The sequence below is a fragment of the Gammaproteobacteria bacterium genome (assembly GCA_011375345.1).
Classification (GTDB): domain Bacteria; phylum Pseudomonadota; class Gammaproteobacteria; order DRLM01; family DRLM01; genus DRLM01.
Window position 1 is genome coordinate 20,833 of record DRLM01000121.1, and the last position, 26,638, is coordinate 47,470.

The following is a 26,638-nucleotide window of genomic DNA, read 5'->3' on the forward strand; positions in this document are numbered from 1 at the left end:
GAGAGCAGGTGCGAAGGGCGAATGCGGTTTCGCCAGCCCGGGCGCCGGGGAGCAAGACGCCCTGGCGTTTAGCCGCTAAAATAGCGCCCCATGTCAGGAAATACCTTCGGTACTTTATTTGCGGTCACCGGTTTTGGCGAAAGCCATGGGCCGGCCATCGGTTGCATCGTGGACGGTTGCCCCCCCGGCATGGCGCTCTCAGAGGCGGATATCCAGCCTGATCTGGACCGGCGCCGGCCGGGCACCTCGCGCCACACCACCCAGCGGCGGGAGCCGGATCGGGTGCAGATACTCTCCGGCGTGTTCGAGGGGAAAACCACCGGCACACCCATCGGCCTGGTGATTCACAACACCGACCAGCGGTCCAAGGATTATTCCCGGATCGCCGGGCAGTTCCGGCCCGGTCACGCCGACTACACCTATCAGCAGAAATACGGTTTTCGTGATTACCGCGGCGGCGGGCGCTCCTCGGCGCGGGAGACGGCCATGCGGGTGGCGGCGGGGGCCATCGCCAAGAAATACCTGCGTGAACGTTACGGGGTGGAGATACGGGGCTATCTGGCCCAGCTCGGCCCGGTTCGTACCGATACCGGTGCCTTGCACTGGGACGAGGTCAACAACAATCCCTTCTTTTGCCCCGATCCTGCCAGGCTGCCCGAGCTGGAAGCTTACATGGATGCCCTGCGCAAAGAGGGCAATTCCATCGGCGCGCGCATCAACGTGGTGGCCACCGGTGTGCCTCCCGGCTGGGGCGAGCCCGTTTTCGACCGGCTGGATGCGGACATCGCCAAGGCGTTGATGTGCATCAATGCGGTGAAAGGCGTGGAGATCGGCGCCGGTTTCCGCTGCGTGGAGCAAAAAGGCACCGAACATCGCGATGACATCACGCCGGAAGGTTTTCTCAGCAACCACGCCGGCGGGGTGCTGGGGGGTATTTCCACCGGTCAGGATATTCTTGCCAGCCTGGCTTTGAAGCCGACTTCCAGCCTGCGTCTGCCCGCCAGGAGTGTGAACCGGCAGGGTGAGCCGGTGGAGGTGGTTACCACCGGGCGTCACGACCCCTGTGTGGGTATTCGTGCCACCCCCATCGCCGAGGCCATGCTGGCCCTGGTGTTGATGGATCACGCTTTGCGCCACCGGGCCCAGAACGCCGATGTCCGCTCTGCCACGCCCGTGATTCCCGCCGTCCCCGGTCGTAGCGGCTGAGCCGCGTTTCCCAGTCATGACCGGTGTGCCCTATTGGCGCTTGTCGCTGTTCTATGGGTTTTACTTCGCTTCCCTGGGCGCCTTCCTGCCGTACTGGCCGCTGTATCTGGAACACCTGGGGCACGACCCTCAGGCCATCGGCTTGCTGATGGCCCTGTTGGTGGGGACCAAAATCATCGCCCCCAATGTCTGGGCCTGGATCGCCGATCACAGCAGCCGGCGCATGGGTGTCGTCCGCGTCGGTGCGACAGCCGCGGCGCTGCTGTTCGCCGGGGTTTTTTGGGGCAGCAGCTTTGCCTGGCTGGCCGCGGTCATTTTGGCCTTCAGCTTTTTCTGGAACGCCGTCCTGCCGCAGTTCGAGGTGGTGACCCTGAATCATCTGGGCGAGGCGCCCCAGCGTTACACCCGCATCCGGCTGTGGGGTTCGGTGGGTTTTGTCACCACGGTGGCGGGCGTGGGGCCGCTGTTGGACGGCTGGGGCACCCAACTCGTTCCCGGCGTGGTGTTTCTCTTGCTGCTCGGTATCGCCTTCAGCGCCGCATGGGTGCCGGAACGCGTTGCGGCCGCGGGCGGCGGGCAGGCGGGAGCGCTGGGGGAGGTGCTGCGGCGGCCCGAGGTGGTGGCCTTGATTCTTGTGTGTTTTCTCCTCCAGGCCAGCCATGGCCCGTATTACACGTTTTATTCCATTTATCTCGACCGCCACGGCTATTCTCACGGCGCCATCGGCGCCCTGTGGGCCTTGGGCGTGGTGGCGGAAGTGGGCGTTTTCCTGGTGATGCACCGCCTGGTGCCGCGCTTCGGCCTGCGGTGGCTCATGCTGGTGGCCTTGGGGCTGAGCGTGCTCCGCTGGCTGCTGATCGGTCAGTTCGTGGAGTCGCTGATCCTGTTGATTGTCGCCCAATGCCTGCACGCAGCGTCGTTCGGCTTGTATCACGGCGTGGCCATACAGCTCTTTCACCGTTTTTTCCGCGGCCGGCACCAGGGCCGGGGACAGGCCTTGTACAGCAGCCTCAGCTTTGGGGCCGGTGGCGCGGTGGGGGCCTTGTACAGCGGCTACGCCTGGGAAGCGCTGGGTCCGGCCTGGACGTTCTCGGGGGCGGCGTCGCTGGCCGGGCTTGCCCTGGTGGTGGCCTGGGTGGGGCTGCGCGACGCTTCGGCGGCGGTTGAGGCGCCTTGAAAACGCGTCCCGCCTGCGCAATTTGACGATGTCCCGCCCGGTGCGTATTATCGCCCCCTTCGCGGATGCGGACGGGCCGGAGGCCCGGTGTCCGGCTCCATCTTCGGGGTATAGCGCAGCCTGGTAGCGCGCCTGCTTTGGGAGCAGGAAGTCGGGGGTTCGAATCCCTCTACCCCGACCATGCCAGACCGCGGCGCTGAGCGGCACTGCCGGCGGGTTTCGCGCCCGTAGCTCACTTGGATAGAGCAACGGCCTTCTAAGCCGTGGGTAGCAGGTTCGAATCCTGCCGGGCGCGCCAGTTCTGGCACCCGGGGTGCGGGCCGGGTCTGCGGATCGTCTTATGGTGGGCGTAGCTCAGTTGGTAGAGCCCCGGATTGTGATTCCGGTTGTCGTGGGTTCGAGTCCCATCGTCCACCCCACCCATCTTGCCGCTGCGAAGTCCGGTTTCGCGGCATATACTTTTTGTCAATGGGGCCGTTAGCTCAGTTGGTAGAGCAGCTGACTCTTAATCAGTAGGTCCGGGGTTCGAATCCCTGACGGCCCACCATCTATTTTCCTGGTCTTCACGCATGTTCAACGACAAAGCGTCCTCTGGTCCTGGATTCGACCCCGCCACCGGCGCATCCGCCACTCATCCGGCCATGGACCTGGCGGCGGACATGTTGCGGGTGTTCGGCCGCTACGCCATCGCCAGCGATTTATCCGATCCTGAAGACATCGCCGGGCGCTGTGAGGAATGGGCGCGGCACATCCTGGTGGGCACGCCGGCCCCGGGGCGGGGCGAGGGCGTGGGCAGTCATGTGGACGAACGTGAATGGGACGCCGTCAAGCGCTATTTCACCCGCGTGCGCCGGGCGGAAAAAGAGCACGTTGGCGGACGGTTGAATGATTTTCGCGACATGTTGTGGGTGTTCATCCACGGCCTCAGGGCTACCGTAGTGGAGGATCAGGCGGCGGACCGGGAGGTGGCGGCGCAGCTGGACCAGCTTAAACAAGCCCTGGATACCGAATCGGTGGATGAACTGCGCCGGGAGGTGGTGGCCAGTCTGGCCCTGATCGGCCGCACTCTGGCCACCCGCCGGAGCCGGCAACAGGCGCAGATGCAGCAGTTGGGTGAGCAGCTCAAGGCCATGCGTCAGGAACTGGTATCCGCCCGCAAGGAAATGAGCCTGGATCCCATGACGCGCTTGTTCAACCGGGCCTCGTTTGACGAGATGGTGGAGAAATCCGTTGAAATCAGCTTCTTGTCGGGACAGCCGGCGGCCCTGGTGATGGTGGATATTGATAATTTCAAGGCTGTCAACGATACCCACGGGCACCCGGCAGGCGACAAAGTGATCATGGCGCTGGCAGAGCGCTTGCTGCGCGCCTTCCCCAGAAAAGGCGATTTCGTCGCGCGTTATGCCGGCGATGAATTCGCCGTGGTTTTGCAGGACACCTCCCGGGAGCAGGCCGCGGCGGTGGCCGAGCGCCTGTTGAAAGGCGCGCGCGATGAGGTCGTGGTCCTGGACGGGGGGGGACTGAGGTACAGCATCTCGGTGGGTGTGGCCGATCTGGAGGGAGTCAGCAGCGCCGGAGACTGGGTGCGCCGCGCCGACCAGGCCCTCTATCAGGCCAAGCGCACCGGGCGTGACCGCCTGGCCGTGTTTGGCCCGGAAAACGCTTGAAAGCCGGCGCGGGACCCGGCATTGATGTATAATTGCCCCTCTATTATCCAGCCATTTCAACGTATTGCGAAAGTGGCGGAATTGGTAGACGCGCTGGATTTAGGTTCCAGTGGGGCAACCCGTGAGAGTTCGAGTCTCTCCTTTCGCACCAGGCAAGGCCGTGTCCGCCGGATCGGGCGGAAATTTAAGGAATAACGTGTCAGGTAGAGGTCCAGAGTATGCAGGTCAATGTGACAGCCGAGGGTTTAAAGCGCCGGATGACCGTGGAGGTTCCGGCGGACAAAGTCGAAGATGAAGTCAGGCAGCGTCTTAAATCGTTGATGGGGCGGGTGCGCATCGATGGCTTCCGCCCCGGCAAGGTGCCTTTCAAAGTGGTCGAGCGCCGCTATGGTGGCAGTGTCCGGCAGGAAGTGCGCGGTGATTTACTCCAGTCGAGCTTCGTCGACGCCATTGCCCGGGAAAAGCTGCGCCCCGCCGGCACGCCTCAGCTGGAGGTGGGGGAGAGTGGCAGCGGCCTGAGTTATACGGCGGAGTTTGAGGTCTACCCCGAATTTGAGGTGAAGCTGCCGGGCGATACGGTGGTGGAAAAACCCGTGGTGGACATCAGCGAAGCCGATGTGGACGCCATGATCGACAAACTGCGTCAGCAGCGCAAGCGGTGGGAAGCGGTGGCGCGTCCCGCCGAAAACGGTGATCAGCTGGTACTGGATTTCGAGGGCACCATCGACGGCCAGCCCTTTCCCGGCAATGCCGCCAAGGGCTATGCGGTGGTATTGGGTTCGCGGGCCTTGATTGCCGATTTTGAGGACCGCCTGCTGGGGATGACGGCCGGCCAGGACACCGAATTTGAAATCGCCTTTCCCGATGATTACCACGTTAAGGATTTGGCAGGCAAAACGGCGAGGTTTGAAGTCAAAGTGCTGTCTGTGGCGGAGGGACGGGTTCCCGAGGTGGACGAGGCATTCATCGCCAGTTTCGGGGTGAATGAAGGGGGGGTAGCGGCGCTGCGGGATGAGGTCAAGGCCTCTATGGCGCGCGAAAAGGAACAGGCCGTTCGTGAACGGGTCAAACAGCAGGTTATGGACGCGTTGCTCCAAAACAACCCCTTCGAAGTTCCCAACTCATTGATTACAGAAGAAGTTTCCCGGTTGAATCCGCCGCCGGCGGGGTCTGGGTCAGCCCCTCCGGAGCCCGGTCCGGAGGTGGCGGAGAAGGCCAGAAAACGGGTAGCCCTGGGCCTGATTGTGTCGGAGTTGGTCCGGACCCACGGTTTCAAGGCTGCCCCGGGGGCCGTGCGCGCCAAAGTGGAAGATGCCGCCTCCACTTATGACCAGCCCGAGGAGGTGGTTAAATGGTATTATTCCGACCGCAGCCGTCTAAAAAGCGTTGAAGCCGCCGTGCTTGAGGATCAGGCGGTGGACTGGGCGCTGGCGCAAATCCAGGTCAAGGAAGTGCCGGTGAGCTTCGATGACTTGATGGGCAAGCCACAAAACAACCCTGCATCCAGCGCGTGACCACCGGCGGCGGCAGGTCGTTTTCAACACGGCGCAGGGCAATCAACTGACGTAACGGTGACAGCTGATGACGCATAAAAAATCCGCGATGGATGTGCAGGCACTGAATCTGGTGCCCATGGTGGTGGAACAGACCGCCAGAGGCGAACGGGCCTACGATATTTACTCCCGCCTGCTCAAGGAGCGGGTGGTGTTCATGGTGGGGCCTGTGGAAGATTATGCCGCGAACCTGATTGTGGCCCAGCTGCTGTTTCTTGAATCCGAGAATCCCGACAAAGACATTCACTTTTATATCAACTCGCCAGGCGGTGCTGTCACCGCGGGCATGGCGATTTACGATACCATGCAGTTTATCAAGCCCAGTGTCAGCACCCTGTGCGTGGGACAAGCCGCCAGCATGGGGGCGTTGTTGTTGGCGGGCGGCGCCCACGGCAAGCGCTTCTGCTTGCCCCACTCCCGGGTAATGATCCACCAGCCCTTGGGGGGGTTCCAGGGGCAGGCGTCCGATATTGATATTCACGCGCGGGAGATTCTCCTGGTCCGGGAACGACTGAACGCCATCCTCGCCAAGCACACCGGCCAGCCGCTGGAGAAAATACAGGCGGACACCGATCGGGATAATTTCATGAGTGCCGAAGACGCCAAGGCCTATGGTCTGGTCGATGCGGTGCTCGATACGCGAAAAGAACCGGCATAGCTGGCCCGGCGGCCAGAGGTTTGACCGTGCGTTCCAACTTGCAGGACGGGAAAGAAACCTGCATTCTCACATCCAGGGGACTGGCGATTGCGTATGAGGTAGCGAGATATGAGCGACAAAAAGCAAGGGCCCGGTGACGACGGCAAAAAACTACTGTACTGCTCTTTCTGCGGCAAGAGCCAACATGAAGTAAGGAAGCTGATTGCCGGGCCTTCCGTGTTTGTCTGCGATGAATGTGTCGAGCTGTGCAATGACATTATCCGCGAGGAAATGCAGGACAAAGCGTCCGCCGGCAAAGACAGCAAGCTGCCCACGCCACGGGAAATCAACGAGATCCTGGACGAATACGTGATTGGCCAGTCCCAGGCCAAGAAAATACTCTCCGTCGCGGTTTACAACCACTACAAGCGCCTGGAATCCGGCAGCGGCAAGGATGACATCGAGCTGGCCAAAAGCAACATCCTGCTCATCGGCCCCACCGGCAGTGGCAAAACCTTGTTGGCGGAAACCCTGGCCCGCCTGCTCAATGTGCCGTTCACCATCGCTGACGCGACCACTTTGACCGAAGCGGGTTATGTGGGCGAAGATGTTGAAAACATCATCCAGAAGCTGTTGCAAAAATGCGATTACGATGTTGAAAAGGCCCAGACCGGCATCGTATACATTGATGAAATCGACAAGATTTCCCGCAAGGCCGACAACCCTTCCATTACCCGGGACGTCTCCGGCGAGGGGGTGCAGCAGGCGCTGCTCAAACTGATCGAGGGTACGGTTGCCTCGGTGCCGCCGCAAGGCGGGCGCAAGCATCCCCAGCAAGAGTTTTTGCAGGTCAACACCAGCGATATCTTGTTCATCTGCGGGGGAGCGTTCGCGGGCCTGGATAAGATTATCCGTTCTCGCTCCGAGCAAAGCGGGATCGGCTTTTCAGCGGAAGTGAAAAGCAAGGAAGACCGCAAGAGCACGAGCGAGATTCTGCATACGGTGGAGCCCGAGGACCTTATCAAATACGGTTTGATTCCCGAATTTGTCGGTCGTTTGCCGGTGGTCGCCACTCTGGATGAGTTGGACGAGAATTCCCTGGTTCGTATTCTGAGCGAACCCAAAAATGCCCTGACCAAACAATACGCCAAGCTGTTTGAGATGGAAGGGGCCGAGCTGGAATTGCGGGAAGACGCCTTGCGAGCCATTGCCCGCAAGGCCATGGAGCGCAAAACCGGGGCGCGGGGTTTGCGCTCCATACTCGAACATGTTTTGCTCAATACCATGTATGACCTGCCTTCCGTGGAAGGCGTGCGCAAGGTCATTGTCGATGAGAACGTGATCGGCGGGGCATCCGAGCCGATTCTGATCTACGAGGGTGCGGATAACCCCCGTCTCGCCCAACAGAACGACTGACTCGTCTCTTGCCGCGGTATTGCGCGCTGTGATGTCCGGGCGTATTACGCCCGGACATTCGCGTTACAGGCCCAGGATACTTGAATTTGTTTTTGGTGGCCGCATCTTTTCCTTGCGAATTAGTCTATATCTCAAGACGTGGGTCAATCGGGTCGATACGCCATTGAGCGCAAGACTGTGGGTGGCCGGGTTGTCCGCGCTTGTCAACGAATTGTCGAGCCGCCGGTGGGCGGCGATCCATATACATATCCGAGGTGCTCCGTAATGGAGGAAAGTAACAACGATTTGGTGCTGACCGGCGACGACGGTCTGGTGATGCCTGTCCTGCCGTTGCGGGATGTGGTCGTTTACCCGCACATGGTGATTCCTCTTTTTGTCGGCCGTGAAAAATCCATCAAGGCCCTGGAAGCCGCCATGGTCAATGACAAGAAGATTTTGCTGGTGGCCCAAAAAAGCGCGACCATTGATGATCCCGGGGCCGATGATGTGTACCGCGTCGGTACCGTGGCGGGTATTTTGCAATTGCTCAAGCTGCCCGACGGGACGATCAAGGTTCTGGTTGAAGGCGCACAGCGGGCCCGCATTGTTTCCCTGGATGCCGGGGAGCAATACTTCGTTGCGTCCGTGAAAGCCATTGAGACCGCTGTCATGGAGGTGCGCGAAGCGGAAGTGCTGATGCGCGCTGTGCTGAGTCAGTTTGATCAGTATGTCAAGCTCAACAACAAGATTCCGCCGGAGATACTGTCTTCTTTGGCCGGGATAGATGACCCCGGCCGCCTGGCGGACACCATTGCCGCCCATCTGTCTCTTAAGATAGAAGAAAAGCAGAACGTGCTGGAGATAGAAAACCAACGCGCCCGGCTGGAGCGTTTGATGTCCATCCTGGAGGCGGAGATCGACCTGCTCCAGGTTGAGAAGCGTATCCGCGGGCGGGTGAAGCGGCAGATGGAGAAGAGCCAGCGGGAGTATTATCTCAACGAGCAGATGAAAGCCATTCAAAAGGAGTTGGGCGAACTGGAAGAGGTTCCCAACGAAATTGAAGAGCTGGCGGAAAAAATCAACAAGGCAGGTATGCCCAAAGAGGCGAAGAACAAAGCCAAAACCGAGCTCAACAAGCTCAAAATGATGTCGCCCATGTCGGCGGAAGCCACGGTGGTGCGCAACTACATTGACTGGATGGTCAGTGTGCCGTGGAAAAAGCGCACCAAGATCAGCCGTGATCTGGCCGGTGCCCAGGCTATCTTGGATGAAGATCACTATGGCCTGGAGAAGGTCAAGGAGCGGATTTTGGAGTATTTGGCCGTGCAAAACCGCGTCAACAAACTGAAAGGTCCCATCCTGTGTCTGGTGGGCCCGCCGGGTGTGGGCAAGACCTCCCTGGGGCGTTCCATTGCCCGTGCCACCAACCGCAAGTTTGTGCGCATGGCCCTGGGGGGCGTGCGGGATGAAGCGGAAATCCGCGGCCACCGGCGCACCTATATTGGCGCTCTTCCGGGCAAGATTGTTCAGAATCTGGCGAAAGTGGGCACCCGCAATCCTTTGTTCCTCCTGGATGAAGTGGACAAAATGTCCATGGATTTCCGGGGCGATCCGGCGTCGGCCCTGCTCGAAGTGCTGGATCCGGAGCAAAACCATGCCTTTAACGATCATTACCTGGAAGTGGACTATGACCTTTCCGACGTGATGTTCGTGTGCACTGCCAACAGCATGAACATTCCTGCGCCTTTGCTCGATCGCATGGAGGTCATTCGCCTGAGCGGCTATACGGAAGATGAAAAAATCAACATAGCCGAGCGTTACCTGGTGCCCAAGCAACTCTCCGCAAATGGCTTGAGTGCCGGCGAAATATCGATTTCCGAGAGCGCGGTGCGTGACATCATCCGATACTACACGCGCGAAGCGGGGGTGCGGAGCCTGGAGCGTGAAATTGCCAAAATCAGCCGCAAAGTTGTCAAGGAGATATTGCTCAAGTCACCCGGCAGGAAAACGACGGTGAGCGCGCGCAGCCTGGAAAAGTATCTCGGGGTCCGGCGTTTTCGCTTTGGCCGCGCCGAGGAACACGACCAGATCGGACAGGTCACGGGGCTGGCGTGGACGGAGGTGGGTGGGGATTTGCTCACCATCGAGTCCGCTGTTGTTCCCGGCAAGGGCAAGTTGACGATTACCGGGCAGTTGGGCGAGGTGATGCAAGAGTCGGTGCAGGCTGCCATGACGGTGGTTCGCAGCCGGGCTGACGTGCTTGGTGTTGACGCGGACTTTTACCAGAAAAACGACGTGCACATTCACGTTCCGGAAGGGGCGATCCCCAAAGACGGTCCCAGCGCCGGTATCGGCATGTGTACGGCTTTGGTGTCCGCCTTGACAAATATACCCGTGCGCGCCGATGTGGCAATGACCGGTGAAATCACCTTGCGGGGTGAAGTGCTGCCTATAGGCGGCTTGAAGGAAAAGCTGCTGGCGGCACACCGGGGTGGCATACGGACAGTTGTCGTGCCGAAGGAAAATCAGCGTGAGCTGTCCGAAATCCCGAGAAATATCGTTCAGGATCTCCAGATCAAGCCTGTGCAGTGGATAGACGAAGTGTTTCAAATCGCTTTGCAGCACATGCCGCAACCCCGGGTGGAGGAGGGCGGGGATGTGCCGCCTGACAACAAAATGGAAAAATCGAAAAAAGGCAGCCACCTGCGCCATCATTAGAAGATTGACGTTGATGTGGCGTCCGGCCGCTTTGTTTTGTCCGGGCCTCCCGTTGCTGCCGGCGTCCGCTTGACACCCTATACGGCGAATTGTATAAAACCGGGACTTGCGCGGTGATGTGCACAGATACCACGCTTAACGTGTGGCCGACACAGTTAGAAGGGGTTATAGAGTGAAGAAAACCGAGTTAGTTGATGTGGTTGCTCAGTCAGCGGATCTCTCCAAGACTGCGGCAGGTCGCGCGGTGGATGCGGTGGTGGATGCCATTACCGAAGCTTTGAAAAACGGCGATACCGTGACCCTGGTGGGTTTTGGCACGTTCAGTGTGCGTGAGCGCGCCGCCCGTACCGGCCGCAATCCGCAAACCGGCGAAGAGATCAAAATCAAAGCCGCCAAGATTCCCACGTTCAAGGCTGGAAAAGCGCTGAAGGACGCCGTACAATAGCGGCCCTTCCCAGGGTGCCTGAAGGGGTGCTTAGCTCAGCTGGGAGAGCGTCGCCCTTACAAGGCGAAGGTCGGGGGTTCGATCCCCTCAGCACCCACCACGCGCATCGCAGTGAGTTTTGGAGTGGTAGTTCAGTTGGTTAGAATACCGGCCTGTCACGCCGGGGGTCGCGGGTTCGAGTCCCGTCCACTCCGCCAATAACATTACAGGAAGGCGTACCGGCATCTTGCGGTGCGCCTTCTTGGTATTACACATAGGGTTGCAGCCGTGCCGCCGGGAAAACTGCCGGCCCTCACGGATGTGGCCCGAAGACAGTTCATTGTTTCAGTCCACATCCCTGCCCTCATAGCATCCAAGAGCGTACTGTGTGCAAGGGCCGCCGGCGGTCAAACCGGGCAAGGGCTGGGATGTGACTGCCGCTACACCGTTTGGCGGGGGGATACGAGGCTTATGCTTGAATTTATCAGGGAACGCGCCCAGGGTTTTCTGGCCTGGGTTATTGTCATCGGGCTGATTCTTTCCTTCGCCTTGTGGGGTATCGGCGAATACTTGAGTCCCGACTCCGAAGTCTATGTTGCCACCGTCAATGGTGAGCAGATCACCAGCCAGGAATTTCAAAGCGCCTATCAACAGCAACGCTCGCGCCTGCAAAACATGCTCGGTGAAAACTTTAACCCGGCGCTGTTCGATTCCGAGCAGATGAAAAACGACGTGCTGGAGCAGATGATCGAGCGGCGCTTGTTGCTGCAACTTGTCACCGAGCAGGGCTTGCGCGTCAGTGACCAGCAGGTCGCGGCTGCGGTTCGTGCCATTCCCCAGTTGCAAAACGAAGGCCGGTTCGATGCACAGCGATATCGGCGCCTGTTGGCCGCGCAAGGTATCTCTGTGGAACAGTTTGAAACGGGCGTGCGCGGTGACCTGGTGCTGACCCAGTTGCGCCGGGGGGTGATGGACAGTGCGCTGGTGGCGGAGGCCGAGGTGGACACTTTTCTGCGCCTGCGTGAGCAAAAGCGCGATCTCGGTTTCATGTTGATCCCTTATGACCGTTTTGTTGACGGAATCGAGTTAAGCGACGCCGAGCTGCAAAGCTATTACCAGGAGCACAAAGATCAGTTTGAACAGCCGGAACAAGTTCGCATTGCTTATCTGGAGTTATCCGTGGCCGGGCTGGCCGAACACGTCTCGGTCAGCGAGGAAGAAGTGCGCGCTGAGTACCAGCAGCGGCTGAAGGAATTCACCGTGCCTGAGCAGCGCCGTGCCCGTCACCTGCTGGTGCAGGTGGCCAGCGATGCGGCGGCTGACGAGGTAGACGCCGCCAGGCAGAAGGCGGCGGCGCTGCTGGCCCGCGTTCAGGCCGGAGAATCCTTTGGAGACTTGGCCCGTGAGTACTCCGACGATCCCGGCTCCGCGTCCAAAGGGGGGGATTTGGGTTATTTCGGTCGCGGAATCATGGATAAATCCTTTGAGGAGGCGGTGTTTGGGCTCCAGCCGGGGCAGCTTGCCCCGGAGCCGGTGCGCAGTGCCTTTGGCTACCACATCATCAAGCTGGAAGACGTGCGTGGCGGTGACACACAGCCGTTTGCGGCCGTGCGGGAGCGCCTGGCGGCGGAGTTGAAACGTCAGCAGGCGGAGCAGATTTTCTTTGATCAGCTGGAACAACTGTCCAACCTCAGTTTTGAAAATCCGGACAATCTCACGGTGGCGGCGGAGGCTCTGGGGCTGGAGGTGCAAACCTCGCCCTGGTTCTCACGCGACAAGGGCAGCGCTCTGGCGGAAAACCCGCTGGTGCGGGAAGCCGCCTTTTCTGAAGACGTGCTGGCGGGCGGGAACAACAGTGAACCGCTGGAGTTGGCGCCCGACCGGGTTGTGGTGCTGCGGGTGAGTGAGCACCGGCCCCGGACCACGCCGCCACTGGACGAGGTGCGGGAGCAGGTCAGAGCGCGACTGAGTGAGTCAAAAGCCGCCGCAGCGGCCAAAGTCCTCGGTGAGACCCTTCTTGGCAAACTGCGTGCTGGCGCGAGCCCGGAGGCGGTGGCCGGGGAACAGGATCTGGTGTGGGAGCATCCCGGTCTGGTCGGGCGCAATGAGTCCGGCTACGACAGTGAAGTATTGCAAGCGGCGTTCCGCGCTTCCCGGCCCGAGGGGGAGACGCCGGTCTGGCAGGGTCAGGCGCTGGCCTCAGGGGACTATGCCGTGCTGGCCGTGTTCGAGGTGCAGGACGGGAATGCCGCTATGACCCAGGGGGCTTTGCGTAAATCCATTTCCGCTGCCTTGCTGCAAGAGCGCGGGCGGAGTGAATTCAACGCCTATCTCGATGCCTTGAAGGCAGGTGCGGACATCAAGCGCTTTCCCGACAATCTCCAAGTGCGTTGATGGCTTGGGTTCCTGGGTTCCAGGGGCCGAAGCGGGCCTGGGAATGGCCTCCGGTCGAGGTTCCGCTGCCGGGCGCAGAGCCATCCCCCCGTTCCGTTACTGCAGGCTCATCCCCGTAATATTAAACCCGCCGTCCACGTACATGATCTCCCCGGTAATGCCGGAGGCCAGGTCGGAGCACAAAAAGGCAGCGGCATTGCCCACTTCTTCGATGGTGACGTTGCGTCTGAGTGGCGCCGCATTTTCCACCTTGTCCAGCATGCGGCGAAAGTCGCTGATGCCTGCTGCGGCCAGGGTTTTGATGGGACCGGCGGAAATGGCGTTGACCCGGATGCCGTCCGGACCCAGGCTGTCGGCCATATAGCGTACATTGGCTTCCAGGCTGGCCTTGGCCAGGCCCATCACATTGTAATTGGGCACCACCCGCTCGGCGCCCAGGTAACTCAGGGTGAGCAATGCCCCCTTGCGACCTTCCATCATGTTGCGGCCGGCCTTGGCCAGGGCGGCGAAGCTGTAGGAGCTGATTTCGTGGGCCAGGCTGAAACCTTCCCGGGTCACGCTGTCCAGGTAGTCGCCTTCCAGCTCGGTGCGGGGGGCGAAGGCGACGGAGTGGACAACGATGTCCACGTGGTCCCAGTAATCGTCGAGGCGCTCGAACACCGCTTCGATTTCGCGGTCGCTGCCCACGTCGCAGGGGAGAGTGATTTCCGAGTCGCATTCGGCGGCGAATTTTTCCACCCGGGGTTGCAGCTTTTCGTTTTGATAGGTGAAGGCCAATTCCGCCCCTTCCCGGTGCATGGCCTTGGCGATACCCCAGGCGATGGAGCGGTTGCTTGCCACGCCTACAACCAACGCGCGTTTGCCTTGCAGAAAGCCCATAAATAAAAACCTCGTTTGCTTGAATTAGTGGCTGATGCGGAATAGGGTTAACACAGTTAAACTGTGCAACGAGCCGGCCCGGCTGCGGGCGAGAGTACCATATCAGACAGCCAGGCTGAAGCGGCCGGAGCCCTGTCGCGGTGCGGGCGGTTGCTGTGGCGGGTGGCACGGTCAGCGGACCGGAATCGGGGTTTGATGGAACGGCGTTTTACCTTCAAGGATTTCTTTCTCTTCACCTATCTCACGGTGTTGCTGGCAGTCATCGTGCTGGCCATGTACCAGGTGGACCGGCAGTGGCTCAAAATGGGCGAGATGGCGGGTACGCTCCATGAGCAGGCGCGGGATTTGCGCGAGCTGCGTGGCCTGGTGCAGGGCCTGGATCAGCGGCTGAAGAACGGTGCCGTGGCGGCCGCCGCCGGGAGCGGCGGGGGCGCTGAGGCAGATGCCGTGCCGGGTGCCTTCCGCCGCGCCCGGCAGGCCATCTCGCAGAGTGACTACCAGCCCGGCGACTGGCTGGTGCAGGCCTTTGGTCTCAACCTGAAAACCATCACCCCCCTCATTTCCTCCGACGCCTACGCCGCCCAGGTGCAAAGTTATGTGCAAGAATCCCTGCTCAGCCGCGATCCCGACACCCTGGAGTGGGTGGGGCTGATCGCCAGGGACTGGCAGGTGAGCGAAGACGGCCTCACTTTCACCTTTCAATTGCGGGAGGATGTGACCTTCTCCGACGGTGTGCCGCTCACCGCCGCCGATGTGGTCTTTACCTTCGATTTCATCATGAACCCCGCCATTGCCGCGCCACGGGAGCGGGCTTACTACCAGAAAATCGCCAGCGTCACCGCCACCGGTCCTTACGAGGTTGTGTTCAAATTCAAAGAACCCTACTTCAACAGCCTGGCCCTGGCCGGCGGCCTGGCCATCATGCCGCGCCATTTTTATGAGCCCTATCTCGCCGAGCCGGAGACCTTCAATCAGTCCAAGGGCCTGTTGCTGGGCTCCGGTCCTTATCGCCTGAAGGATCCCAGGAGCTGGACCCCGGACCAGGGCCTGGTGGAGCTGGAGCGCAATCCCCGCTATTGGGCGCCGGTGCAACCGCCCTTCGAGCGTCTGCTGTGGAAGGTCATCGCCAATGACGCCGCCCGGCTCACCACCTACCGCAACGGTGACATCGACGCCTACGGCGCCCGCCCGCGGGAATACCAAAAGCTGCTGGATGATGAGTCCCTCATGGCGCGCAGCCATCACTTTGAATACATGAGCCCCACTGCCGGTTACAGCTACATCGGCTGGAACCAGCGGCGCAACGGTCAGCCCACCCTGTTCGCCGACAAGCGGGTGCGCCAGGCCATGACCTATCTCACTGACCGCGAGCGCATCATCAGGGAGATCATGCTGGGTTATGCCGAAGTGGCGGTCAGCCCCTTCAGTCCGCGCAGTCCCCAGCATGACCCGGCCCTGGCACCGCGCCAGTTCAATCTGGACAAAGCCCGGCAACTGCTGCAAGCGGCGGGCTTCGAGGACCGCGACGGCGACGGCGTGCTGGAAAACGCTGCCGGCAGGCGCTTTGAGTTTGAGCTGGTGTTTTTCCAGGATAACGAAGATACCCGGCGCATTGTCCTGTTTCTGAAAGACCTCTACGCCCGCGCCGGTATCGTGTTGAAACCCAAACCCACCGAGTGGTCGGTGATGTTGGATCTCATCAACAAACAAGACCTGGACGCCATCACCCTGGGCTGGACCAGCGGTGTGGAGATCGATGTTTACCAGATGTTCCACAGCAGCCAGGCGGTTCCCGGCGGCGACAATTTCGTAAACTACCAAAACCCGGATTTCGACCAGGCCATCGAGCAGGCCCGGGCCACGGTGGACAAAAGTGCCCGCATGCCCCTGTGGCGCCGGGCGGAAGGCTTTCTCTTTGAGGATCAACCCTACACCTTTTTGATGCGGCGCAAGAGCCTGACCTTCATTGACCACCGTTTTCGCAACCTGGAGATCACCCCCCTGGGTCTGAACTTCGGTTTCGTGCCCATAGAAATCTACGTGCCCGGTGCCCGGCAGAAATACACCCCTTGAGCCGTGTTCGCCCTTCAGACAACGGGGGCGGTGATGAACCTGTCTTTCGTGTAGTGGCAGCGAATGGTGATGGCTGAATTTGACATTCCCCTCCAGCCCCCTCCTTTCCAAAGGGAGGCACCCTGTGCCGGGATTTTGAGTCTGTTTTTGCTGCTGCCGGTGGCAGGCGCGATCTGTTCTTCACGCCCGTTTCGGGTGCTCTCCTGCGCTGGCGCCGCTTTGTTCTGATGCACGTCTACATCCTCCGCCGCCTGCTGTTGATGATTCCCACCCTGATCGGGATTACCGCGGTGGTGTTCACCTTCATGGCCCTGGCCCCCGGCGGCATCAGCGCCCAAAGCCTGATCGAGGGGCAGAACCTGGAGCCGGAAGTCAAGCAGGCCATGGAGGAGTATTACAACCGCCGCTACGGTCTGGATCTGCCCGCGCCGGTGCAGTATCTGCGCTGGCTCAACAATATTTCGCCCATTGGTTTCACCCTGGACGAGGAAAACGACATCACCGGCTTTTCCTTCACCAAGGGCTCGGATCTGGGCACCAGTTTCCGCTACGGCCGCCCGGTGGTGGATTTGCTCGAAGAGCGGGTGCCGGTGACCTTGTTGCTCAATGTGCTGTCCGTTCCGCTCATTTATATCATTGCCATCGCCATCGGTGTGCACGCCGCCACCCGGCGCGGTCAGCCGTTCGATGTGGGGTCCAACGTGGTCATGCTCACTTTGTGGTCCGTGCCCACCATGTTGGCGGGCGTCTTGCTCATCGGCTTTTTCGCCAGCGACCAGTATTGGCACTGGTTTCCCACCGCGGGCCTGAGCCGCCGCGAAGCCCTGGACATGCCGTTTCTGCCTCATTGGAGCAGTCTCACCGATGTGCTGTTGCTGGCTGCCGCCGCCGGCCTGGCGGCGGTGGCTTTGGTGGCCTTGAGTCTGTGGGCGCCCCGCCCTTGGCGGGTGGCGCTCACGGCCGTATTGGGCGGTGTCCTGGGCGTGCTGATGGCGGCGGCGTTGCCTGACGGGGGGTCGACGGCTGTGGCCGCGGTGCTGGCGGCGGCGCTGGGCCTGTTGGGAGGTGCAACGGCCTACATGGATTACCGCGCGCTGCGCACCGCCGTGCTGGGGCTGGTGGGTTTCGGCCTGGGGGTGGGGCTGGCGCTGCACTTCGCCCAGGGCGACTTCGTGCGCGGCTTTTTGCTGGACCGCCTCTGGCATTTGATTTTGCCGGTGTTGTGTTTGTCCTACGGCGGTTTCGCCTTTTTGTCGCGGCTGACCCGCAGCGCCGTGCTGGAAAACCTGCTGGCCGACTACGCCCGCACCGCCCGCGCCAAGGGGGTGGCGGAGCCGCAGGTTTTGTGGCGCCACGTGTTCCGCAACAGCCTGTTGCCCCTGATCACCGTCGCGGCGGGCTTGCTTCCCAGCCTCATCGGCGGCTCGGTGATCGTGGAGAGCATTTTCAGTATCGATGGCATGGGCAGGCTGGCGGTGGAGGCAGTGATGGGGCGGGATCGGGAGCTGATTTTGTCCCTGACCCTGATCGGCGCCCTGCTCACCGTCATCGGTTACCTCATCGCCGATGTGTGCTATGCCATTGCCGATCCCCGGGTGAGCTATGACTGAGCGTCCCGACAGCACTGCCCGCCGCCTGCGCGAAGCCCGCCGCAGCCGCGGTTTCGCCGCCAAGGTGAGTCGCGAAGTGCTGGCCCAGTGGGGGGCGCGCCTCGGCCTGCTGTGGGTGGGGCTGCTGGTGGTGGCGGCGGTGTTTGCCCCCTTTCTGGCCAACAGCCATCCCCTCTTGGTCCTGGAAGAGGGCGGCTGGCACAGCCCCGCCTTGCGCTTTCTGACCGCCGCCGATGCCACTTTGCTGGCGGCGTTTTTCACGCTGTTGCTGCTGTGGCCGCTGCCGCTGCGCTTGCGCGTCAAGTTGCTGCTGTTTGCCGCCGTGGCCGCCGTGGCCGCGGTGGTCAGCCATGCCTTTTTGGCGCCGCCGCAGTTGACGGTCTACGAGCAATACCGTGAGGCCCAGGGGGCGGGGCGTTACCAGCGGGTCATCTATGCCCCCATTCCCTATTCGGCCCAGGACTATTTGCGCGATTACGGCGACACCGGCCTGGAGCCGCCCCTGGCCGGCGCCGGGCGCCGCCATTGGTTCGGCACCGACGAAAACGGTGCCGACGTGCTCTCGCGCATGATCCACGCCGCCCGCATCGCTCTCAGCATCGGTTTTGTGGCCACCGGCATCGCCCTGGTCATCGGCGTCATCATCGGGGGGCTGATGGGCTATTTCTCCGGCGTGGTGGATATCCTGGGGATGCGCTTGCTGGAGATTTTCGAAGCCATTCCGGTGATCTTTTTGCTGCTCACCCTGGTGGCCTTTTTCGGCCGTGATCTGTACATGATGATGGTGATCATCGGCCTGACCGGGTGGCCCGGCTTCGCCCGCTACGTGCGGGCCGAGTTTTTGCGCCTGCGCCAGCAGGAGTTCGTGCAGGCTGCCATTGCCTGCGGTCTGCCCCTGCGCTCGGTGTTGTTCCGCCACATGCTGCCCAACGGCATGGCACCGGTGCTGGTGACCTTGAGCTTTTCCGTGGCCTCCGCCATCCTGGCCGAGGCCACTTTGAGCTTCCTGGGACTGGGTCCCGTGGGCGAGCCCTCCTGGGGACAGATGCTCAACCAGGCGGTGCAGGCCGCCACCTTCAACTGGTGGATGGCGGTGTTTCCCGGCGGCGCCATCTTTCTCACTGTGCTGGCCTATATGCTTATCGGCGAGGCCATCCGCGACGCCATTGACCCCTATCTCAAGAAAGCCGCCCGCTGATGCTGTTGGAGGTCGAAAATCTGCATGTCCACCTGCAAAGTGGTGACGAGACTGTCAAAGCAGTGGCCGGTGTCAGCTTCGCCATCGCCAAGGGGGAGACTTTCTGTCTGGTGGGCGAATCGGGCAGCGGCAAGTCGGTGACGGCCCTGTCGGTGATCCAGCTCCTGCCGCGGGACATCAGCCACCACCCCGCCGGTCGCATCGCTTTCGACTACCGCCACGACGACGGCCGGGTGGAACGGGTGGACATGCTCACCGCGTCGGAAGCGCGCAAGCGGGCCATTCGCGGCGCCCGCATGGCCATGATCTTCCAAGAGCCCATGACTTCGCTGAACCCGGTGTTCACCATCGGCGACCAGATTATGGAGGCCTTGCAGATCCACCGTCCCGCCATGGCGGCCTCGGAAGCGCGGGAGCGGGCCATCCTGGCCCTGGAGCAGGTGCAGATTCCCAAGGCCAAAGAGCGGGTGGACGACTATCCCCACCGCCTCTCCGGCGGCCAGCGCCAGCGGGTCATGATCGCCATGGCCATGGCCTGCGAGCCGGACCTGCTCATCGCCGACGAGCCCACCACCGCCCTGGACGTGACCGTGCAGGCGGAAATCCTGCGGCTCATGCGCGACTTGCAGGAGCGCAAGGGCATGAGCATGTTGTTCATCACCCACGATTTCGGCGTGGTGGCGCAAATGGCCCGGCGGCTGGCGGTGATGCGTTTGGGCAAGATCGTGGAAAGTGGCACTGTGGACGAGGTATTGCGCCATCCCCGGCATGATTACACCCGGCAGTTGCTGGCGGCCTTGCCGGAGAATCTGAAGAGAAACAGCCCCCCCTCCCCGGCCGGCCTCAGGCAGAGGGGGGAGGAAGAAGAGCGCTTGATTCAAAATGAGAAACAAAACATGGGCGTTGCCGGCGGACGTCGCGTGCCGGCGTCACATGCTGACGTGTCTGCCCCCCCCTTTGCAAAAGGGGGGGCGGGGGAGATATCGTCCCCCCCGCCGCTGATTGATTTGCGGGATCTGCAAGTTTATTTCCCCGTCAAAAAAGGCCTGCTGCGCCGCACCGCCGATTACGTCAAAGCGGTGGACGGCGTGGATCTCGCCATCCCCAAGGGGCAGATCCTGGCCCTGGTGGGCGAGTCCGGCTGCGGCAAGACCACCTTGGGGCGGGCGATATTGCGCCTGGCGGAGCCCACCGGGGGGCAGATACACTATGCGGGCCGGGACATCACCGGCCTCAGCCGGGCCCAGGTGCGGCCCCTGCGGCGGGAGCTGCAAATCATTTTTCAAGATCCCATGTCCTCCCTCAATCCCCGCCTGACCATCGCCGAGACCCTCACCGAGCCCATGAAGGCCCATGGCCTCGGTGCCTCCAAAGAAGAGAGGCTGGAGCGGGCCCGGAGTCTGTTGCAACGGGTGCAACTGGCGCCCGAGCACCTGTGGCGCTATCCTCATGAATTCTCCGGCGGCCAGCGCCAGCGCATCGGCATCGCCCGGGCCCTGGCCCTGCAGCCGCGCTTCATTGTCTGCGACGAAGTGACCAGCGCCTTGGACGTGTCAGTGCAGGCGGAAGTGTTGCAACTGCTGTTAAGCCTGCGCGACGAGCATCAACTCACCTTGTTGTTCATCACCCACAACATTGGCGTGGTGGAATACGTGAGCGACGAGACCGCGGTGATGTTCGGCGGCCGCATCGTAGAGCGCGGCCCCACGGCGCAAGTGTGCGGCCGGCCGCGCCATCCCTATACCCAGAAACTCCTTGCCGCCGTGCCGCGGCTGGTTCTTTGAGTCGTGGCCGGGCCGGTCTTGCGGGTGCGGGAACTCGGCGTTGCCCTGGCCGCGGGCGGGAGGGAGCGGCGTCCGGTGGACGGCGTCAGTTTTGACCTTGGGGGCGGTGAGACCTTCGCCCTGCTGGGCGAGTCCGGTTGTGGCAAATCCATGACCGCGTTGGCGCTGATGGGGCTGCTGCCGCGCAGCGCCCGGGCCGGGGGCAGCGTGCGCTTGGGGGGAGAGGAACTGCTCGGCCTGTCCGAGGCCGCTCTCAGCGCCGTGCGGGGCGCCCGCATGGCCATGATCTTTCAAGAGCCCATGAGCGCCCTCAACCCCGTGTTCACCGTGGGCGAGCAGATCGGTGAAGCGCTCAGGCGCCACCGCGGCCTGCGGGGCCGGGCCTTGCAGGAGCACATGGTGGCGTTGCTCGATGCCGTGCGCATCCCCGATCCCCGGCGGCGCGCCCGGGATTATCCGCACCAACTGTCCGGCGGCATGAAACAACGGGTCATGATCGCCATGGCCCTGGCCGGCGAGCCTGAGGTGCTCATTGCCGATGAGCCCACCACGGCGCTGGATGTCACCGTCCAGGCGCAGATTCTGGCCTTGTTGCGCGAGCTGCAAAGTGACACGGGCATGGCGTTGCTGCTGATCAGTCATGACCTGGGGGTGGTGGCGGGCATGGCCGACCGGGTGGCGGTGATGTACGCCGGCCAACTGGTGGAACAGGCGGACCGCGCCGCCTTCTTCGCCGCCCCCGCCCACCCTTATTCCCAGGCCCTGTTCGCGGCCCTGCCCGAGGGCGCCCGGCGGGACCGGCCGCTGCCGGCGATCAAGGGGCAGGTGCCGCCCCTGGACGCCCGCTTCCGCGGCTGCCGCTTCGCCGAGCGCTGCCCGCGGGCGGCGGTCTCCTGCCGCGCGGCGCCGCCGCCCTGGCAGGGTGGCGCCGGCGGCCGGCGCGTCCGCTGCCTGTTTCCCGGCCCTGCCGGCGGCGCGCCCGCCGTGCCTGCCGCCAGCCCGCCGCCGCTGGCAGCGGCCGCCGCTGCACCGCTGCTGGAGGTGGAGGATCTGGCCGTGTATTTTCCCTTGCGCCGGGGTCTGCTGCGCCGCGCGCCGGGCCAGGTGCGGGCGGTGGACGGGGTCAGTTTGCAGGTGGCGCGGGGCCGCACCCTGGCCCTGGTGGGGGAGTCCGGTTGTGGCAAGAGCACCGTGGGCAAGGCAGTTTTGCAGCTTATCCCGGCCACCCGGGGGCGGGTGCGCTACGACGGCGTGGCTGTGGCGGGCCTGGACGACGGTGCGATGCGTTCCTGTCGCCGCCGGCTGCAGATTGTTTTTCAGGACGCGTATTCCGCCATGAATCCGCGCCTCAGGGTGGAGGATATTATTGCCGAAGGGATGACGGCGCTCAAAGTGGTGACGCGCCGGGCCGGGCGGGAGCGGCGGGTCGGTGAGTTGCTGGAGCAGGTGGGCCTGGGCGCCGCGGCCAAAGGCCGCTACCCCCATGAATTCTCCGGGGGCCAGCGCCAGCGCATCTGCATCGCCCGGGCCCTGGCGGTACAGCCCGGGTTCATTGTCTGCGACGAGCCCACCAGTGCCCTGGATGTGTCGGTGCAGGCGCAGATCCTCAACTTGCTCAAATCCCTGCAAGAGGCGCTGGGCCTGGGGTATTTGTTCATCACCCACAACATGTCCGTGGTGCACTACCTTGCCCACGAGGTGGCGGTGATGTATCTGGGCCGCATTGTGGAATCCGGACCGGTGGATGCGGTGTTGAATGCGCCCCGCCATCCCTACACCCAGGCGTTGCTGGCCGCCGTGCCCACCGTGCACGGGAAAGGCCGGGCCGATGTCACGCCCTTGGCGGGCGATCTCCCCTCGCCCGTCCAGCCACCGGAGGGATGCTATTTTCATCCCCGCTGCCCCCGGGCACGCGAGCAGTGCCGCCGCCAGTATCCGCCAGCGGTGACGGTGGCCGGTGGGCATGTGGTGTGCTGCGTGCTGGCGGACGGGGTTACTTCTTCGGGGTGATACTGTCCGTCTGGGTGCCTTTGAATTTGTCAAAGCTGCGCATGCCGGCGATGCCCAGCATGCCGGTCAGCACCACCCACAAGGCCTGGGCGTCGAGGATGGGGGGCGGCTTGAGTTCGGCGGGGATCCAGCCTTTGGCCTGCATGAAGGTCCAGCCCCAGGTCATCAGAGGATAGAGGATGAACTGATAGGCCAGTGCCACAGCGCCCACCCAGCCGATAAAGGGCCGCCAGCCGGCGACGAACACGCTCTTGTGTTGGGCCTCGGCCTTGTTGATGTCCAGCTGGCCTTGAATCAGGCCGGCCTCCAGCCCCTTCTCCTGCAAAGCGATCTTCATCCGCTCTTCATCGGAAGTGAACAAGTCATCGGCGATTTTGCCGACCCCCTCGATGATGCTGCCTATGCCTAACAGATTCATGCCAGCCCCCTCAGTGTGCGGTTGATCCATCCCAACAGAAATTTGCTCTGACTGCGGTCGCGGTTGCAGATTTCCGCGTAGCGTGCCACTTTCGCCAGCGCGTATTTGGCCACGAAGCTGTCTTCCTCTTCCGCGTTGAGTTTCTCCAGGGTCTTGGGGCCGATAATGCCGTCGGGCACCGTGTCCACCACCAGTTGCGCCAGCTTGATGGCGGTGCGCGGCCCGGCGTTGACCGCGAAGTCGAACAGGCTTTCGGCAATTTTTTGCCTGGCGATGCTGTCACCGTTGACGGCATCCCAAAACGCCGTTTTGTAGAAGTTGCGGACAGACCGGGACAGCGCCGGATTGTCCAGATCGTTGCTGTCGATGTAGCGCCAGCCTTCCCAGCCGGGGTGGAAGTTGCGGGCGATGCCGGCATAGGTCTGCCCGCCGCGGTCACCTGAAACATTGTGGAGCTGATAGCCCCCCTCATTGCGGATCATGATCTCAAATGCGGGATTGAAGTCGGCCATGGGTTCCTCTCCCGTGCGGCGTATATGCCTGCTTTGTTCCCTTCAGTACAGACAGGGTACCTGCATCCGTATTCCAGCCGCAAACCCGTGTTGATGCTGTGGGCCGGGCCAGGCCCGGCACGGGGTGCGGCGGGAGCGCCACCTCGGTGTCAGCGTGACCGCGGCCGGCTCATCGTGACAGTGCTGAGAATGCGGCTCCCGCCCATCCCCCCCAGCACGTAAACCCGCCCCTGCCACACGGCCACGGCCGCCGCGCTGCGCGGTTCGGGCAAAGGGGTGGTTTCAGTCCAGGGGCCGACCCGGCCCGTTTCATCCACGGGGGCGTATTCCACACTGCGCAGGCGCCGGCCGCCGTCGTGGCCGCCCAGTATGTAGAGGTGGTTTTCTAAAGCGAAAGCCTCCGCGATGAAGCGGGGAACGTTGAGGCGGCTGGGTTGGATATGCCAGGGTTTCAGGTTGCCGTCGGGGCGCAGGGCGGCGCTTTCCACATCGCCGTAACTCATGCGGTTTTGGTGTTGCACATGGCCCGCCAACAGGTAGAGATGATGGCCGAGCGCGGCGGCGGAATGAATATAGCGGCTGACCCGGGCCCGCTCGGGGTCCGGCCGCCAGGGTCCGGGTGTGCCGTCCGCCGCGACGCGGCTGTGTTCCACCGACTTCAGAAAGCTGCCGTTGTAGCCGCCCAGAGCGTAGATATGGCGGCCGCGGACCACGGCCTTGAGGCCGCGCCGGGGGGTGGTGAGGTAGGCCAGCCGCTGCCAGGGTCCCAGACTCCCGTCGGCCTGTATCGCCGCCCGCTCCACGGTGGCGCTGGGCCGGTTGTCTTCCCCGCGGGGGCCGCTGGCGCCCCCCAGGGCATAGAGATAACCGTCCAGGGCCACGGTGGCGAGATAGAAGCGGGGCTCCTGCAAGGCACTGGTCTGGCGCCAGGGCCCCAGGCGGCCGTCGGCCAGAATGGGGGCGTATTCCACCGGGGCGACGTAATGGCCGTTGCCGTCCATGCCCCCGATGACGTAGAGGTGGCCCCGGGCCGCCACGGCGGCCAGGGCGCGGCGGGGCAGTTTGAACGGCCGGAGGGATTGCCAGGACTTGAGCGCGCCGCCGTGTGCTTTGGCGGTGCCGCCGGCGGCAGGCGGAGTGGGGCGCAGCGCCGCCAGCAGCAGGAGGGTGCCCACGAAGACGGCGGCGATGGCCAGAGAGATGCGGCTGCGGCTCATGGCCCCGTAGTGTAGCGCCCGGGCCGGGTTTATTCGACGGCCGGCGGCCAGGCACCGTCCGGATCCAGCCAGGCGGTGAAGACGGTTTTGCCGCCGGCTGCCACGACGTTGCCGTGGGAGACGATGATGCGGTCGAAATCAAAGTCCGCGATGTTCTTCAGGGATGCCCCAAAGGCCGCGTGGTCCTTGACCAGCGCCTTGATGAGACGGGTGGGGCCGAAGCGGCCGTAGGCGCCGTACAGGCGGAGGCAAAGCGGTCCCCAAATCCCGGCACAGCGCGAAAGTTGAAGGCCGGATCGGTGAGCACCAGGGTGCGGCTGGGGCGAGGGTGGGCACAGCGGGAAAACGCCGGCGCCAGGGCGGGCAGGCGCAGGCCCTGGCGGTCCAGATGCCGGATCACGTTGAGGTTGGCGTAGCTGATGTCACTGATGCCTTGTTCCCGCAGACGGCGCAGCAGTTCCACCTCAAAATGGCGGAAGGCGCGGATTATGAGGCGGGCGACAGGGGGGTGCTCGGTCATCGCACTTCCCGGGAAGACGCAACATGAGAAGTGTCGAGCTTAAATCCTTGTCCGGGTTATTATTAACCCGGCAATTAGGATTGTCGGGTTAATAGTCAACCAGGTTTACTAAGTGCCGGGTTGGTCCCGGCCGGCGCCGGTGCGGCCGTCGGGTGTTTCCCAGGGGAAGCGGGGCAGGGAGGCAAAGACGCGGCTCAGGCCTTCTCCCCACTGCTGTTGCAGCGCGGCGATGAAGGGGGCATCGGCCTGCAGGGTGAGCTGCTGTTGCAGGGCGAACTCGCGTTGGGCGTAAATGGCCAGCTCCAGGGGCGGTCCCACAGAGAGGTTGCTGCGCATGGTGGAATCCAGCGACACCAGGGCACAGCGGGCGGCGTCGGCCAGAGAGGTCTGGGGCGTGATGATGCGGTCGAGAATGGGCTTGCCGTACTTGGTCTCGCCGAGCTGCAAATACGGCTTGCCGGGCGAGGCGGCGATACAGTTGCCTTCCGGGTAGACCAGATACATATCATGGGCCTGGCCCTTGATCTGGCCCGCCACGATGAAGGTGGCTCCCAGGTTCAGCCCCTGATGCGGCGTTTTGTCACCGTGGGACTTTTGCACCTGGCAGCTCAGGCGGCCCACATAGTCGGCCGCGTCGGACAGATAGTCAACGGTGCGCAGGCTGGGTTTGGCGTGGAGATCGGCCATGTCCCGCTGCAACAGATTGATCACCGCCTGGGTGGTGGCCAGATTGCCGGCGCTCAATACCACGAACAGCCGTTCTCCCGGCGCGTTGAAGACATGCATCTTGCTGTAGACGCTGATATCGTCCAGGCCGGCGTGGGTGCGGGAGTCTGAGGCAAGCACCAGGCCGTCGTCCACTTTGATGGCTAAGCAGTAGGTCATGGGCTGGATGGTTTGGTTTTGTCGGGTGGTGCTGTTGCGTCCCGCCGCGAAGCATTGCACCAGAAGCCATTGAGTGTAACAAAGCGGTGCGCGACGCAAAAAGAAACGGGGACGTCCCCGTCCCCCGCTGCATCCCATGTCAACACAGGCTTGTATTACCTATTAACCCGGCAATCAAACAGGTCGTCCTGACCTGTTTGATTGCCGCCCGCGAAATACGGGCACCATTGTGCGAAATGGCTGGTATTTCGCGGGCTCGCATTGACTTGCGCCAATGGCGGCACATCCTTGTGCCGCGCTATTAACCCGACAATCCTAATTGCCGGGTTAATGCAGCGCCTTGGCCAGGGTCAGGACATCC

The 26,638-nt window shown here is 62.6% G+C and carries 20 protein-coding genes and 7 tRNA genes; 21 read left to right on the forward strand and 6 right to left on the reverse strand.

All coding sequences use genetic code 11. The annotated features are described in order from the left end of the window. Positions 1-90 precede the first annotated feature (90 nt). The 16 genes from ENJ19_09225 (at position 91) to ENJ19_09300 (ending at position 13,171) form a co-directional block, all read left to right on the forward strand. Positions 91-1,206 (forward strand): chorismate synthase, encoded by a 1,116-nt coding sequence (locus ENJ19_09225; protein ID HHM05911.1) that lies wholly within the window; start codon positions 91-93, stop codon positions 1,204-1,206. Between the two features lie 25 nt (positions 1,207-1,231). Then, the gene (locus tag ENJ19_09230; GenBank protein HHM05912.1) at positions 1,232-2,383 is read left to right on the forward strand and encodes an MFS transporter; all 1,152 of its coding nucleotides are present in this window, start codon (positions 1,232-1,234) and stop codon (positions 2,381-2,383) included. Positions 2,384-2,487: 104 nt separating this feature from the next. Further along, positions 2,488-2,564 (forward strand) — tRNA-Pro (locus tag ENJ19_09235). Positions 2,565-2,604: 40 nt separating this feature from the next. After that, positions 2,605-2,681 (forward strand) — tRNA-Arg (locus tag ENJ19_09240). A gap of 45 nt (positions 2,682-2,726) precedes the next feature. Continuing rightward, positions 2,727-2,802, forward strand: a tRNA-His gene (locus ENJ19_09245). 52 nt (positions 2,803-2,854) lie between these two features. Continuing rightward, positions 2,855-2,930: transfer RNA gene (locus ENJ19_09250), tRNA-Lys, on the forward strand. A gap of 22 nt (positions 2,931-2,952) precedes the next feature. Next, positions 2,953-4,050, forward strand: a complete 1,098-nt coding sequence (locus tag ENJ19_09255) for a GGDEF domain-containing protein (GenBank protein ID HHM05913.1) — start codon at positions 2,953-2,955, stop codon at positions 4,048-4,050. Positions 4,051-4,116: 66 nt separating this feature from the next. Further along, a tRNA-Leu gene (locus ENJ19_09260) sits at positions 4,117-4,201 on the forward strand. Between the two features lie 67 nt (positions 4,202-4,268). Then, complete coding sequence (locus tag ENJ19_09265; GenBank protein ID HHM05914.1) at positions 4,269-5,564, forward strand: trigger factor; 1,296 nt, start codon at positions 4,269-4,271, stop codon at positions 5,562-5,564. A gap of 88 nt (positions 5,565-5,652) precedes the next feature. Continuing rightward, positions 5,653-6,261, forward strand: coding sequence for an ATP-dependent Clp endopeptidase proteolytic subunit ClpP (gene clpP / locus ENJ19_09270; protein ID HHM05915.1), 609 nt, complete (start codon positions 5,653-5,655; stop codon positions 6,259-6,261). Positions 6,262-6,369: 108 nt separating this feature from the next. Beyond that, entirely contained in the window at positions 6,370-7,656 is a 1,287-nt protein-coding gene (gene clpX, locus ENJ19_09275) for an ATP-dependent Clp protease ATP-binding subunit ClpX (GenBank protein ID HHM05916.1), read from the forward strand. 264 nt (positions 7,657-7,920) lie between these two features. Beyond that, positions 7,921-10,353 carry an endopeptidase La gene (locus ENJ19_09280; protein HHM05917.1) on the forward strand — a complete coding sequence of 811 codons (2,433 nt, stop codon included), beginning with the start codon at positions 7,921-7,923 and terminating at the stop codon, positions 10,351-10,353. Between the two features lie 172 nt (positions 10,354-10,525). Next, complete coding sequence (locus ENJ19_09285) at positions 10,526-10,798, forward strand: HU family DNA-binding protein (GenBank protein HHM05918.1); 273 nt, start codon at positions 10,526-10,528, stop codon at positions 10,796-10,798. Positions 10,799-10,822: 24 nt separating this feature from the next. Beyond that, positions 10,823-10,898: transfer RNA gene (locus ENJ19_09290), tRNA-Val, on the forward strand. Between the two features lie 20 nt (positions 10,899-10,918). Then, positions 10,919-10,995: transfer RNA gene (locus tag ENJ19_09295), tRNA-Asp, on the forward strand. Between the two features lie 253 nt (positions 10,996-11,248). Beyond that, the gene (locus ENJ19_09300; GenBank protein ID HHM05919.1) at positions 11,249-13,171 is read left to right on the forward strand and encodes a peptidylprolyl isomerase; all 1,923 of its coding nucleotides are present in this window, start codon (positions 11,249-11,251) and stop codon (positions 13,169-13,171) included. Between the two features lie 96 nt (positions 13,172-13,267). Here ENJ19_09300 and ENJ19_09305 read toward each other — a convergent pair whose 3' ends face one another. Next, positions 13,268-14,050 carry an enoyl-ACP reductase gene (locus ENJ19_09305; protein ID HHM05920.1) on the reverse strand — a complete coding sequence of 261 codons (783 nt, stop codon included), beginning with the start codon at positions 14,048-14,050 and terminating at the stop codon, positions 13,268-13,270. A 195-nt stretch (positions 14,051-14,245) separates the two neighbouring features. Between ENJ19_09305 and ENJ19_09310 the strand changes: the two genes are divergently transcribed. The 5 genes from ENJ19_09310 (at position 14,246) to ENJ19_09330 (ending at position 22,725) form a co-directional block, all read left to right on the forward strand. Beyond that, complete coding sequence (locus ENJ19_09310) at positions 14,246-16,123, forward strand: ABC transporter substrate-binding protein (GenBank protein HHM05921.1); 1,878 nt, start codon at positions 14,246-14,248, stop codon at positions 16,121-16,123. 227 nt (positions 16,124-16,350) lie between these two features. Next, complete coding sequence (locus ENJ19_09315) at positions 16,351-17,733, forward strand: ABC transporter permease (GenBank protein HHM05922.1); 1,383 nt, start codon at positions 16,351-16,353, stop codon at positions 17,731-17,733. After that, positions 17,726-18,931, forward strand: coding sequence for an ABC transporter permease (locus ENJ19_09320; GenBank protein HHM05923.1), 1,206 nt, complete (start codon positions 17,726-17,728; stop codon positions 18,929-18,931). The genes ENJ19_09315 and ENJ19_09320 overlap by 8 nt, the downstream gene beginning before the upstream one ends. Further along, a complete protein-coding gene (locus tag ENJ19_09325) occupies positions 18,931-20,715 on the forward strand; it encodes an ABC transporter ATP-binding protein (GenBank protein ID HHM05924.1) in 1,785 nt (594 codons plus the stop codon). The genes ENJ19_09320 and ENJ19_09325 overlap by 1 nt, the downstream gene beginning before the upstream one ends. A gap of 3 nt (positions 20,716-20,718) precedes the next feature. Continuing rightward, positions 20,719-22,725: an ABC transporter ATP-binding protein gene (locus tag ENJ19_09330; GenBank protein ID HHM05925.1), complete on the forward strand. Its 2,007-nt coding sequence runs from the start codon at positions 20,719-20,721 to the stop codon at positions 22,723-22,725. Here the strand turns inward: ENJ19_09330 and ENJ19_09335 are convergent. From ENJ19_09335 to ENJ19_09355, 5 genes are all read right to left on the reverse strand, one after another. Beyond that, positions 22,709-23,173 carry a hypothetical protein gene (locus ENJ19_09335; protein ID HHM05926.1) on the reverse strand — a complete coding sequence of 155 codons (465 nt, stop codon included), beginning with the start codon at positions 23,171-23,173 and terminating at the stop codon, positions 22,709-22,711. The two genes, ENJ19_09330 and ENJ19_09335, sit on opposite strands and share 17 nt — an antisense overlap. Then, positions 23,140-23,655: an N-acetylmuramidase gene (locus tag ENJ19_09340; protein HHM05927.1), complete on the reverse strand. Its 516-nt coding sequence runs from the start codon at positions 23,653-23,655 to the stop codon at positions 23,140-23,142. Before ENJ19_09340 ends, ENJ19_09335 begins: the two co-directional genes overlap by 34 nt. A gap of 149 nt (positions 23,656-23,804) precedes the next feature. Beyond that, positions 23,805-24,872: a kelch-like protein gene (locus ENJ19_09345; GenBank protein ID HHM05928.1), complete on the reverse strand. Its 1,068-nt coding sequence runs from the start codon at positions 24,870-24,872 to the stop codon at positions 23,805-23,807. 157 nt (positions 24,873-25,029) lie between these two features. Further along, positions 25,030-25,392, reverse strand: coding sequence for a hypothetical protein (locus ENJ19_09350; GenBank protein ID HHM05929.1), 363 nt, complete (start codon positions 25,390-25,392; stop codon positions 25,030-25,032). A gap of 108 nt (positions 25,393-25,500) precedes the next feature. Next, positions 25,501-26,277 carry a peptidase gene (locus ENJ19_09355; GenBank protein ID HHM05930.1) on the reverse strand — a complete coding sequence of 259 codons (777 nt, stop codon included), beginning with the start codon at positions 26,275-26,277 and terminating at the stop codon, positions 25,501-25,503. Positions 26,278-26,638: the final 361 nt, after the last annotated feature.

Bases quoted from the DNA above. Each gene is read 5' to 3' on its own strand.
- ENJ19_09225 (HHM05911.1), top strand. From the start codon at position 91: ATGTCAGGAAATACCTTCGGTACTTTATTTGCGGTCACCGGTTTTGGC.
- ENJ19_09255 (HHM05913.1), top strand. From the start codon at position 2,953: ATGTTCAACGACAAAGCGTCCTCTGGTCCTGGATTCGACCCCGCCACC.
- ENJ19_09265 (HHM05914.1), top strand. From the start codon at position 4,269: ATGCAGGTCAATGTGACAGCCGAGGGTTTAAAGCGCCGGATGACCGTG.
- clpP (HHM05915.1), top strand. From the start codon at position 5,653: ATGGATGTGCAGGCACTGAATCTGGTGCCCATGGTGGTGGAACAGACC.
- clpX (HHM05916.1), top strand. From the start codon at position 6,370: ATGAGCGACAAAAAGCAAGGGCCCGGTGACGACGGCAAAAAACTACTG.
- ENJ19_09280 (HHM05917.1), top strand. From the start codon at position 7,921: ATGGAGGAAAGTAACAACGATTTGGTGCTGACCGGCGACGACGGTCTG.
- ENJ19_09300 (HHM05919.1), top strand. From the start codon at position 11,249: ATGCTTGAATTTATCAGGGAACGCGCCCAGGGTTTTCTGGCCTGGGTT.
- ENJ19_09305 (HHM05920.1), bottom strand. From the start codon at position 14,050: ATGGGCTTTCTGCAAGGCAAACGCGCGTTGGTTGTAGGCGTGGCAAGC.
- ENJ19_09310 (HHM05921.1), top strand. From the start codon at position 14,246: ATGGAACGGCGTTTTACCTTCAAGGATTTCTTTCTCTTCACCTATCTC.
- ENJ19_09315 (HHM05922.1), top strand. From the start codon at position 16,351: ATGCACGTCTACATCCTCCGCCGCCTGCTGTTGATGATTCCCACCCTG.
- ENJ19_09320 (HHM05923.1), top strand. From the start codon at position 17,726: ATGACTGAGCGTCCCGACAGCACTGCCCGCCGCCTGCGCGAAGCCCGC.
- ENJ19_09325 (HHM05924.1), top strand. From the start codon at position 18,931: ATGCTGTTGGAGGTCGAAAATCTGCATGTCCACCTGCAAAGTGGTGAC.
- ENJ19_09335 (HHM05926.1), bottom strand. From the start codon at position 23,173: ATGGATCAACCGCACACTGAGGGGGCTGGCATGAATCTGTTAGGCATA.
- ENJ19_09340 (HHM05927.1), bottom strand. From the start codon at position 23,655: ATGGCCGACTTCAATCCCGCATTTGAGATCATGATCCGCAATGAGGGG.
- ENJ19_09345 (HHM05928.1), bottom strand. From the start codon at position 24,872: ATGAGCCGCAGCCGCATCTCTCTGGCCATCGCCGCCGTCTTCGTGGGC.
- ENJ19_09350 (HHM05929.1), bottom strand. From the start codon at position 25,392: ATGACCGAGCACCCCCCTGTCGCCCGCCTCATAATCCGCGCCTTCCGC.
- ENJ19_09355 (HHM05930.1), bottom strand. From the start codon at position 26,277: ATGACCTACTGCTTAGCCATCAAAGTGGACGACGGCCTGGTGCTTGCC.